The organism is Variovorax sp. VaC1 (assembly GCF_043658315.1).
Classification (GTDB): Bacteria; Pseudomonadota; Gammaproteobacteria; order Burkholderiales; family Burkholderiaceae_C; genus Variovorax.
The window spans coordinates 170,873-181,585 of record NZ_JBIGLT010000008.1 but is presented as its reverse complement, the minus strand read 5'-3'; the positions used below and the strand labels follow the sequence as shown (position 1 = coordinate 181,585).

Annotated in this window: 8 protein-coding genes; 7 read left to right on the top strand and 1 reads right to left on the bottom strand. The window is 65.0% G+C overall.

Going from position 1 to position 10,713, the window contains the following annotated elements:
• Positions 1-16: 16 nt before the first annotated feature.
• Positions 17-991 (top strand): tripartite tricarboxylate transporter substrate-binding protein, encoded by a 975-nt coding sequence (locus ACGLHS_RS28750; protein WP_394485249.1) that lies wholly within the window; start codon positions 17-19, stop codon positions 989-991.
• Positions 992-1,046: 55 nt separating this feature from the next.
• Here ACGLHS_RS28750 and ACGLHS_RS28745 read toward each other — a convergent pair whose 3' ends face one another.
• The gene (locus ACGLHS_RS28745; protein ID WP_394485248.1) at positions 1,047-1,757 is read right to left on the bottom strand and encodes a FadR/GntR family transcriptional regulator; all 711 of its coding nucleotides are present in this window, start codon (positions 1,755-1,757) and stop codon (positions 1,047-1,049) included.
• A gap of 247 nt (positions 1,758-2,004) precedes the next feature.
• Here ACGLHS_RS28745 and ACGLHS_RS28740 point away from each other — a divergent pair, with 247 nt between their 5' ends.
• The 6 genes from ACGLHS_RS28740 (at position 2,005) to ACGLHS_RS28715 (ending at position 10,696) form a co-directional block, all read left to right on the top strand.
• Positions 2,005-3,069, top strand: a complete 1,065-nt coding sequence (locus ACGLHS_RS28740) for a porin (protein WP_394485247.1) — start codon at positions 2,005-2,007, stop codon at positions 3,067-3,069.
• Between the two features lie 49 nt (positions 3,070-3,118).
• Positions 3,119-6,127 carry a right-handed parallel beta-helix repeat-containing protein gene (locus tag ACGLHS_RS28735; RefSeq protein ID WP_394485246.1) on the top strand — a complete coding sequence of 1,003 codons (3,009 nt, stop codon included), beginning with the start codon at positions 3,119-3,121 and terminating at the stop codon, positions 6,125-6,127.
• A gap of 129 nt (positions 6,128-6,256) precedes the next feature.
• On the top strand, positions 6,257-7,132 hold the full coding sequence (locus tag ACGLHS_RS28730) for an amidohydrolase family protein (RefSeq protein WP_394485409.1): 876 nt from the start codon (positions 6,257-6,259) through the stop codon (positions 7,130-7,132).
• A 7-nt stretch (positions 7,133-7,139) separates the two neighbouring features.
• Positions 7,140-8,660 carry a sugar ABC transporter ATP-binding protein gene (locus tag ACGLHS_RS28725; RefSeq protein ID WP_394485245.1) on the top strand — a complete coding sequence of 507 codons (1,521 nt, stop codon included), beginning with the start codon at positions 7,140-7,142 and terminating at the stop codon, positions 8,658-8,660.
• Positions 8,661-8,683: 23 nt separating this feature from the next.
• Complete coding sequence (locus ACGLHS_RS28720; protein ID WP_394485244.1) at positions 8,684-9,709, top strand: ABC transporter permease; 1,026 nt, start codon at positions 8,684-8,686, stop codon at positions 9,707-9,709.
• A gap of 30 nt (positions 9,710-9,739) precedes the next feature.
• Entirely contained in the window at positions 9,740-10,696 is a 957-nt protein-coding gene (locus tag ACGLHS_RS28715; protein WP_394485242.1) for an ABC transporter substrate-binding protein, read from the top strand.
• The last annotated feature ends 17 nt before the right edge of the window (positions 10,697-10,713 follow it).

The window sequence follows — 10,713 nt, the reverse complement described above, 5'->3', positions numbered from 1 at the left end:
ACCCGACGGAGACTCCATGAAGAAACTGTTCGCCCTTGCGGCGCTCGCCATTGCTGCCGGCGCCCACGCGCAAGACTTTCCGGCCGGCAAGTCCGTGACCATCGTCGTGCCCTTCGCGGCCGGTGGCCCCACCGACCGCGTGGCGCGCGACCTGGCCGAGGCACTGCGCAAGCCGCTGGGCGGCGGCACCGTCATCATCGACAACGTGCCCGGCGCGGGCAGCTCCATCGGCGCGGCCAAGGTGGCGCGCGCCACGCCCGACGGCTACACGCTGCTGCTCAACCACATCGCGATGGCGACCGTGCCGAGCCTGGTGCGCAACCTGCCGTTCAAGGTCGAGAGCGATTTCGAATACCTGGGCATCGTCAACGACGTGCCCATGACGCTGATTTCCAAGCCGAGCATTCCCGCGGCCAACTACAAGGAACTGACGAGCTGGATCGCGGCCAACAAGGGCAAGATCAACATCGGCAATGCCGGCGTGGGTTCGGCCTCGCACCTGTGCGGGCTGCTGTACCAGAGCGCGACCAAGACCGAGATGACGGCCGTTCCGTACAAGGGCACGGCGCCGGCCATCACCGACCTGATCGGCGGCCAGATCGACCTGCTGTGCGACCAGACCACCAACACCACGCCGCAGATCCAGGCCGGCAAGGTGAAGGCCTTCGCGGTGACCACGCCCAAGCGGCTCGCGTTGCCGATGCTGAAAGACCTGCCCACGCTCGACGAGGCGGGCCTGAAGAATTTCCAGGTCACGATCTGGCACGGCCTGTACGCGCCCAAGGGCACGCCTGCGCCGGTGTTGAAGAAGCTGAACGATGCGTTGAAGGTGGCGCTGAAAGACCCGGACTTCATCCATCGCGAAGAACTGCTGGGCGCCGTGGTCGCGACCGATGGCCGCATCGAACCTGCGGGCCACAAGAAGTTCGTGATCGACGAGATCGCCAAGTGGACGCCCATCATCAAGGCGGCCGGCGTCTACGCGGACTAGCCGCTCTGCAATGACGCAATGACGCAATGACGCAATGACGGGGAAGGGCGCCCCGTCAGGGGGACGGCGCGGGCGCTTCCCCCGTCCATCGCGCATGCGATGCGCTCAGGTGATGCAGCATCGCCGCCACGGCGGCCTGCGGGTCGCGTGCCTCCAGCGCGCGATAGATCGCCTCGTGCTCGACGAACGCGGCCTTCCAGGCTTGCGAGTCTTCCGCGCGTGCACTCATGCGCGACGAGATCGGGCTGTGCCGCCCATCGAAGAGTTCGCCGACCAGCCTGACCAGCACGGAGTTGCCCGTCATCTCCGCGATGGTGAGGTGAAAGCGCCGGTCGTTCTCGATCTGCGTGCGGCCGTGCAGGCCGTCCTGGCGCATGTCTTCCAGGCAACTCTTCACGCGGTCCAAGTGGTGTGAGGTGACGCGGGCCGAGGCCAGCGTGACCACCGCGCCTTCGAGCATCGCGCGGGCCTGCATCATTTCCGACGGGCTCTCGCCGACCGCCGGCGTTGCGTGCTCGGACGCGTCCTGCGTCGCGCACACGTAGACGCCCGAACCCATCCGTATCTCGATGCGCCCGTCGATCTCCAGGGCGATCAGCGCTTCGCGCAGCGAAGGCCGGGACACGCCCAGCTGCAAGGCCAGTTCGCGTTCCGGAGGCAGCCGCGCGCCCGAGGGCAGGTTGCCGTTGCGGATGAAGGCCCGGATCTGGTCCGCGATCTGTTGGTAGAGCCTTCGGGTGTCGGCGGGTTTGGCGGGGGGATGCATGGGGGTCGGCTAAAGAGCGAAGCTGGCGATCTGGTCATGCCAGTTTGACACCACCGGCGCGGCGAACTTGCGCGCTATACGCCTTCTTTCTTGCGAGGAAACCCGGAGAGGGTTTATTCTGGTAAGGCCAATTCTTCATCGTGGCAAAGTGGTCATACCAAAATTGGTAAGGCCAAAAGCTGTCACACACCAGGGCCCACCTCTGGTCGCCGATTCCTGTTTCAGGACCCATGAAGGAGACGAGAAGATGAATGTCCGATCCATCGCCATGGCTGTTGGTGTCGCGTGCACCTGCCTTGGCATCGGCGCGACGAGCGCCCAGGCCCAAAGCAGCGTGACGCTCTACGGTCGCGTGGTGGCAGGCCTCGATTACCAGAACAACATCGCCAACGACGCGGGCAAGGGCGGCGGCACCTTGTGGCGCCACGCCGGCAACCAGTGGGGCACCAGCATGCTGGGCATCAAGGGCACCGAAGACCTGGGCGGCGGCATGGCCGCGCTGTTCGTGCTGGAAGGCGGCTTCGATTTGCCCGCGGCCAAGCCCAACGGGGACAACCTGCTGCTCAACCGGCGCGCGTATGTCGGCCTGCAGGACTACTGGGGCAAGCTGGTGCTGGGCAAGAACCTGGCGATCGCCAACGACGTCTGGTACATCGACCCCACGGGCCAGCAGTTCATCGGCACCGCCACGCTGGTGCGCGGGCGCAACTGGCAGGGCAACGACAACGGCATCGAATACACGACGCCGACCTGGGGCGGCTTCAGCGCCACCGTGCAGACGGGCCTTGGCGAGCAGACCGACGGCTTCACCAAGCTGCGCAAGGACGGCATCTCGCTGGTCTATGCCGCGTCTTCGTACGAGGTGCGCGCCATCTACGACGTGGCGCGCGACAAGAACGGCAAGTACTCCGACCTGTTCAACACGTCCAAGGAGTTCACACTCGGCGGCACCGCCACCTTCGACGACCTGAAGATGTTCGCCGGCTACCAGCGCCTGTCGGCGCCCGACGCGCCGCTCAACGCGCCGAGCAAGGCCACGCACTACTGGGTCGGTGCCAACTACAAGGTCACGCCCTGGCTGACCCTGATCGGCTCCATGTTCCGCGTCACGCAGAACCGCAACGCGGGCAGCGCCAACCTGTTCATGCTGGGGGCCAACTACGCGCTGTCCAAGCGCACCTTGCTCTATGCGTCGGTGGGCAAGGTCTACAACAGCGCGACCGCCAATTTCTCGGTGGAAGCCACCAACAACAACCCGCCCGCAGGCGGCAGGCAAACAGGAACGTACTTCGGGATGAGCCACTCGTTCTGACGCCGGCCGGCAGGCATCACCGCAATCACCAGGGGAGTCTAAAAAAATGATGACTGGATGTGCTGTGTTCGCGCCTGCAACGCGCAAGAAGGAATGGCGCTGGCCTTCCTTCATCGGCGTTGCAGTGGCTGCGATGGTTCTGATGTTCGGGCTGCAGGGTTGCGGCGGCGGAAGCGGCGGTGGCGGCTTCTTTCCGCCGCCTGTTGCCGGAGGAGGTGGCGGCAGTGGTGGCGATGGCAGTGGCGGTGGCAACCCCGTGGCCCCGGTCGATCCGGCCACGCCGGTGGACATGACGAACCTTTATGTCTCTCCCACCGGCAACGATCAAAACCCCGGCACGCAAGCCAAGCCCTTCGCCACGCTGAAGCAGGCGGTGTCGAAGGCCACCAGCGATGCACAGGCCGGTGCCGGCGGCCTGGCGCCCGCGGGGCGCACGATCTTCCTGGACGAAGGCACGCACTACCTGGCGTCGACCATCGTGCTGGGCCCCGAGCTTTCGGGTGCGCCGGGCAAGCCCTTCACCATCACCGCGGTGCCCGGCAAGAAGGCGGTCGTCAGTGGGGCGAGAAATCTGGGCGTGCTGGCATGGACGGGGCCGGATGGCAGCGGCCGCTGGACCGCCGCCACCGACGGCACCGATTTCGACGATCTCTATGTCAACGGCGAACGCCAGATTCGGGCGCGCTTTCCCAACTTCCAGCCGCGCGACCTGTCCAGCACGACGAAGCACTTCTTCAACGGCAGCGCAGCCGCGACGGCGCAGGCGCGGGTCGCGAGATGGCACAACCCCAAGGGCGGGTATGCGCACGTCATGCTGAACGCCGAATGGGGCGACATTCACTACCGGATCAACGGCAAGAATGCCGACAACACGCTCAACCTGAGCGAGGGGACCGGCAACAACCGCATGGAGCAGGGGCCGAACTGGAGCGTCAGCTTCGTCGAGAACATCTTCGAGGAGCTCGATGCGCCGCAGGAGTGGTTCCATGACGTCGCGGCGAAAAAGCTCTACTTCATTCCCAAGGCGGGCTTCGATCCGACGGGCGCGAAGGTCGAGGTGAGCGGTGGCGCCGACCAGGGGCTGGTCGAGCAACTGATCGTGTTGAAGGGGTCCGAGGCGACGCCGATCCATGACGTGGCCATCAAGGGCCTGACGCTGACGCAGACCGGCAACACCTTCATGAAGACCACCGAGCCCTTGCTGCGCAGCGACTGGAAGGTCTTTCGCGGCGGTGCCATCTACATCGAAGGCGGCAAGGATCTGGAAATTGCAGGCAACGACATGTATTCCATGGGCGGCAACGCCGTGTTCGTCAGCGGCTACAACCGCGGCGTGGCCGTGCGGGGCAACGAGATCTCGGACATCGGCGCGAGCGCGATTCTCTTCGTCGGTTCGCCCGATGCGGTTCGCTCGCCCGGTTTTCAATATGCCGACAGGACGTCCTATGCGGACATGGACAAGACACCCGGCCCGAAGACCAATGCGTATCCGTCCCAGTCCATTGCAGAAAACAACCTGATCCACGACATCGGCACCCGGGAGAAGCAGGCGACCGGCGTGGAAATCTCGATGTCTTCGCACATCACGGTGCGCAGCAACAGCATCTACGGCACGCCGCGCGCAGGCATCAACATCGGCGACGGCACCTGGGGCGGCCATGTGCTCGAGTTCAACGACGTGTTCGACACGGTGCTGGAGACCGGCGACCACGGCGCTTTCAACTCGTGGGGCCGCGACCGGTACTGGGGCCAACTGCCGCCGGGCAATTCGGGCAACGCCAACGCAGACCTCGCCGCGCACCCCGAGATGCCCTACCTGGACGCGATGGACCCCACCACGATCCGCAACAACCGCTTTCGCGGCTTCGCCGGCAGCTGGGACATCGACCTGGACGACGGCTCGAGCAACTACGTGATCGAGAACAACGTGCTGCTCCAGGGCGGACTGAAGAACCGCGAAGGCTTCAAGCGCATCAACCGCAACAACATCCTGGTGAACAACACCTTCCATGCGCACGTGTGGTTTGCCAAAAGCCTGGACCACTTCGAGAAGAACATCGTGATGGGGGCCTACCAGCCGATCGGTATCGGTACCGGCAACAACGGCGAGCTGGTCGACAACAACCTGCTGCCGACCACCGCCGCGCTGAAGGCCGCACAGGCATTGGGCTGGGATGCCAACTCCAAGGTCTCGGGCGATCCGATGTTTGCCGACGCCCTGAACGGCGACTTCACCGTCGCGGCCAGTTCGCCGGCCCTGGCGGTCGGCTTCCAGAACTTCGCGATGGACAAGTTCGGCGTGCAGGACCCACGGCTCAAGCCCAGGGCGCTGAAGCCGATCTTCGACCCAGCGAACATCCAGGTGGTGGTGCTGGAAACGCCGTCGGATTTCCTGGGCGCCAAGGTCAAGTCGGTGGAGACCGAGGGCGAGCGCTCCGCGGCCGGCCTGCCGAGCGTGGCGGGCGTGCTGGTGCAATCCGTGCTGGCAGGCTCGGACGCGGCAAACAGCGGCGTGCTCGCCAACGACGTCTTTCTGCAGGCCACGGTGGCCGGCCAGGTGAAGGACATCGTGGACAGCAACGACCTGAACGCCGCCCTTGGCGCAGAGGCCGCGAACGGCAAGCTGCATGTGAAGGTCCGGCGGAACAACGTGATGACCGAGTTCGACCTGCTCTTCCCGTCGCTGGCCGTGCACAACGACGATTGGACGGGCATCGCCTACACGAGCAGCTGGGGCCGCTCGACCGGGCGCAACCCCGCGTCGGGCGACTTCAACTTCGACGTTCACTACACCCAGGCAAACGGCGACGCGATGAGCGTCACCTTCAACGGGACCGGCATCCGCGTGCTCGCACCCGTCGATACGGCGGCGGTGCAATTCTCGAGCGCGCTCGATGGTGCAACGGCGCAGGCCATGACGATCCCGGCCGTCGCCGTCTACAAGGGCCAGAGAACGATCTACAGCGTGTCGGGCCTGCCGGCGGGTTCGCATACCTTGGTGCTCAAGAAGGTGTCGGGTGCGTACTTTCAGATTGATCGCGTCGACCTGACGCAATAGGCGGGCCCATGACATCTAGCTTCAACACGACCGCATCGCAACGCTGTTCGCATCGATTGACGACGCCCTCGCGATCTGAATGAATGCCTTGCCATGGACCCACGCTCCGCTGCCGATGACCTGAACCGCATGGCCACACGCATCGACTCGCACCAGCATTTCTGGCGGCCCGCGCGCGGCGACTACGCGTGGCTGCGCGCCGACGTGCCGGCGCTGGCGCCGCTGGTGCGCGACTTCATGCCGCAAGACCTGGTGCCGCTGCTGAAGGCGCACGACGTCGTGCAGACGGTGCTGGTGCAGGCGGCCGACTCGGAAGCCGAAACCGGCTTCATGCTCGAACTCGCGACCGGGCACGAAGCCATCGGCGGCGTGGTCGGCTGGGTCGACCTGGCCAAGCCCGATGCCGCCGCTTCGTTGGAGCGCATGGCACGGCACCCGAAGTTCAAGGGCGTGCGGCCGATGCTGCAAGACCTGCCCGACGACGACTGGATCGCGCGCATGCCGCATCGCGATGCGGTGCAGGCACTCGTTCAGCTCGGCCTGCGCTTCGATGCGCTGGTGAAGCCGAGACACCTGGCGCCGCTGCTGCGCTTCCTGAAAGACTGGCCGCAGTTGCCCGTGGTGATCGACCATGCCGCCAAACCCCCCGTGGGCGCGCACGACGGCGAGGCCTTTGCGCAGTGGCGCAACGACATCGCCGCAATCGCCGCGCTGCCGCAGGTGTGCTGCAAGTTCTCGGGGCTTTGGGGCGAGGCGCCGCCATCTACGCACGGTCGTATCGATGCGGCCGTGAGCGCGGTGCGCCCGGTGTGGGAGCACCTCGTCGAATGCTTCGGCCCGGCCCGCCTCATGTGGGGCAGCGACTGGCCCGTGCTCACGCTGGCCGGCGACTACGCAGGCTGGATCGCGGTGAGCCAGGCCTTCATCACGCAGCTGTCGGCCGGCGAGCAGACGCAAGTCTGGCGCGGCACGGCGCAGCGCTTCTACGACCTTCAGCCCGCCTGAGCACCGCATGCAGCAACCCATCGTCACCATCCGCGACCTGTGCAAGTCTTTTGCCGGTGTGCGCGCACTCGACAAGGCGCAGTTCGATCTGCTGCCCGGCGAGGTGCATGCCCTCATGGGCGAGAACGGCGCCGGTAAGTCCACGCTGATGAAGGTGCTCGCGGGCGTCTACCGCAAGGACTCCGGCGAGGTGCTGTTCGACGGCCAGCCCGTGGACATCGCGAGCCCGCGCGCTGCGCAGGCGCTGGGCATCGGGATCATCCATCAGGAGCTGAACCTGATGAACCACCTGAGCGCGGCGCAGAACATCTTCATCGGACGCGAGCCGCGCGGACGCCTGGGCCTCTTCATCGACGAAGACGCCATGCGCGCCGAGACGCAGCGTATCTTCGAGCGCATGAACCTGCGGCTCGATCCGCAGACGCCCGTGGGCGAACTCACGGTGGCCAAGCAGCAGATGGTGGAGATCGCCAAGGCGCTCTCGTTCGATTCGCGCGTGCTCATCATGGACGAGCCCACTGCCGCGCTGAACAACGAGGAGGTGGCCGACCTGTTCCGCATCATCGGACAGCTCAGGTCGCAGGGCGTGGCCGTGGTCTACATCTCGCACAAGATGGATGAGCTCAAGCGCATTGCCGACCGCGTGACCGTGATGCGCGACGGCCAGTACATCGCCACCGTGCCGATGGCCGAGACGCCGATGGACTCGCTCATTGCCATGATGGTCGGGCGCCAGCTCACCGAGGTGGAGAACGATTTTCCCGACACCTCGGGCAACGAAATCGTGCTGGAGGCTCGCGGCATCACGCGCGGCACGATGGTGCGCAACGCGAGCTTCGTGCTGCGCAAGGGCGAGATCCTGGGCTTCGCCGGGCTCATGGGCGCGGGCCGCACCGAGCTGGCGCGGGCCGTGTTCGGCGCCGATGCCATCGACGCGGGCGAAGTCCATGTGCGTGGCAGGAAGGTGTCGATCAAGTCGCCGCAAGACGCGGTGTCGCACGGCATCGGCTACCTCTCGGAAGACCGCAAGCATTTCGGCCTGGCCACCGGCATGGACGTCGAAACCAACATCGTGCTGCCGAGCATGAAGAAGTTCGTGTCGATGGGCGTCTTTCTCGACCAAGCCGCCATCGAGGCCGCCGGCCAGCGCTATGTGAAGCAGCTCAGCATCAAGACGCCTTCGGTGCATCAGCAGGTGCGGCTGCTCTCGGGCGGCAACCAGCAGAAGATCGTGATTGCCAAGTGGCTGCTGCGCGACTGCAGCGTGCTCTTTTTCGATGAACCCACACGCGGCATCGACGTGGGTGCCAAGGCGGAGATCTACCGCCTGCTCCATGCGCTGGCCGAGCAGGGCAAGGCCATCGTGATCATCTCATCGGAGCTGCCCGAGATCTTGCGCGTGAGCCACCGCGTGCTGGTGATGTGCGAAGGCCGCATCACCGGCGAGCTGTCGGGGCGCGAGGCCTCGCAAGAAAAGATCATGCAGCTCGCCACCCGCCGCGAAGCCGCTCCCGCCATCGCCCATTGATTGAATACGACAGGAGACACTTCTTGACGACCCCCACCGCCACCACCGCCGCCACGCCGGGCTTTTCGTTGAAGGCGCGGCTCTTTCGCCCGGCCACGCGGCAGAAGATGCTGGCCTTTGCCAGCCTGATCGTGCTGATGGTGTTCTTCAGCATTGCGTCGCCGCAGTTCCTGCAGGCCGACAACCTTGTGAGCATTCTTCAGTCGACGGCCGTGAACGGCGTGCTGGCCATTGCCTGCACCTTCGTCATCATCACGGCGGGCATCGACCTGTCGGTGGGCACGCTGATGACCTTCTGCGCCGTCATGGCCGGCGTGGTGCTCACCTACATGGGCATGCCGCTAGCGCTCGGCATCGCGGCCGCCATCTTCTTCGGCGCGCTGGCCGGCTTCGTGTCGGGCGTACTGATCGCCAAGCTGAAGATCCCGCCCTTCATTGCCACGCTCGGCATGATGATGCTGCTCAAGGGCCTGTCGCTGGTGATCTCGGGCACCAAGCCGATCTACTTCAACGACACGCCGAATTTTTCGGCCATCTCGCAGGACTCGCTGATCGGCTACTTCATTCCGTCGCTGCCGATTCCGAACGCGGTGCTCATCCTGTTTTTGGTGGCGATTGCCGCGAGCATCGTGCTCAACAAGACCATCCTCGGGCGCTACACCTTCGCACTGGGCAGCAACGAAGAAGCAGTGCGCCTGTCGGGCGTCAACACCGACTTCTGGAAGGTCATTGTCTACACGGTGAGCGGTGGCATCTGCGGCATTGCGGGCCTGCTGATTGCCTCGCGCCTGAACTCGGCGCAGCCCGCGTTGGGGCAGGGCTACGAACTCGATGCGATCGCGGCGGTGGTCATCGGCGGTACATCGCTCAGCGGCGGCACCGGCACCATCGTCGGCACGATCATCGGCGCCTTCATCATGAGCGTGTTGACCAACGGACTGCGCATTCTTTCGGTCGCGCAGGAGTGGCAGACGGTGGTCACCGGCGTGATCATCATTCTGGCCGTGTACGCCGACATCTTGCGCCGCCGAAGCGGCAGCAAGCAGTGAGCTGATTTCTACAACCACAGGAGACTTTGCATGATCCAGAGAAGAGCAGTCGCGACCACCTTGGGTGCAGCCCTCATCGGCCTGTCGGGCTTCGCGGCGCACGCGCAGCAGGCGCAAGAGATCTACATACCGCTCGTGTCCAAGGGCTTCCAGCACCAGTTCTGGCAGGCCGTGAAATCGGGTGCCGAGCAGGCCGCGAAAGACCTCAAGGTCAAGGTCACCTTCGAAGGCCCCGAGACCGAGGCGATGGTCGACAAGCAGATCGACATGCTCTCCGCCGCGTTGGCCAAGAAGCCGCAGGCCATCGGCTTCGCCGCGCTCGACAGCCAGGCCGCCATTCCGTTGCTGAAGAAGGCGCAGGCCGCGAAGATTCCGGTGGTGGCCTTCGACTCGGGCGTGGACAGCGACATCCCCGTCACCACCACGACGACAGACAACAAGGCAGCCGCCGCACTGGCCGCCGACAAGATGGCCGAGCTGATCGGCAAGAGCGGTGAAGTCGCACTGGTGGTGCACGACCAGACCAGCCGCACCGGCGTGGACCGGCGCGACGGTTTCGTGAACCGCATCAAGTCGACCTACCCGAACATCAAGATCGTGAGCGTGCAGTACGGCGGCGGTGACCAGCTCAAGTCGACCGAGATCACCAAGTCGATCCTGCAGGCCTCGCCCAACCTCAAGGGCATCTTCGGTGCCAACGAAGGCTCTGCCATCGGCGTGGTCAACGGCGTGAAGGAGATGAAGCGCAACGGCAAGGTCGTCATCATCGGCTACGACTCCGGCAAGCAGCAGAAGAACGCCATCATCGACGGCAGCATGGCTGGCGCCATCACGCAGAACCCCGTGGGCATGGGCTACAAGACCGTCGAGATGGCCGTGAAGGCGATCAAGGGCGAGAAGCTGCCCAAGGTCGTCGACACCGGGTTCTTCTGGTACGACAAGACCAACATCGCAGACCCGAAGATCGCCGCGGTGCTGTACGACTGATTCTTTTCACGAAGGCC

What these genes read in the sequence shown, in the direction of transcription:
- ACGLHS_RS28750 (WP_394485249.1), top strand. Translation starts at nt 17, where the DNA reads ATGAAGAAACTGTTCGCCCTTGCGGCGCTCGCCATTGCTGCCGGCGCC.
- ACGLHS_RS28745 (WP_394485248.1), bottom strand. Translation starts at nt 1,757, where the DNA reads ATGCATCCCCCCGCCAAACCCGCCGACACCCGAAGGCTCTACCAACAG.
- ACGLHS_RS28740 (WP_394485247.1), top strand. Translation starts at nt 2,005, where the DNA reads ATGAATGTCCGATCCATCGCCATGGCTGTTGGTGTCGCGTGCACCTGC.
- ACGLHS_RS28735 (WP_394485246.1), top strand. Translation starts at nt 3,119, where the DNA reads ATGACTGGATGTGCTGTGTTCGCGCCTGCAACGCGCAAGAAGGAATGG.
- ACGLHS_RS28730 (WP_394485409.1), top strand. Translation starts at nt 6,257, where the DNA reads ATGGCCACACGCATCGACTCGCACCAGCATTTCTGGCGGCCCGCGCGC.
- ACGLHS_RS28725 (WP_394485245.1), top strand. Translation starts at nt 7,140, where the DNA reads ATGCAGCAACCCATCGTCACCATCCGCGACCTGTGCAAGTCTTTTGCC.
- ACGLHS_RS28715 (WP_394485242.1), top strand. Translation starts at nt 9,740, where the DNA reads ATGATCCAGAGAAGAGCAGTCGCGACCACCTTGGGTGCAGCCCTCATC.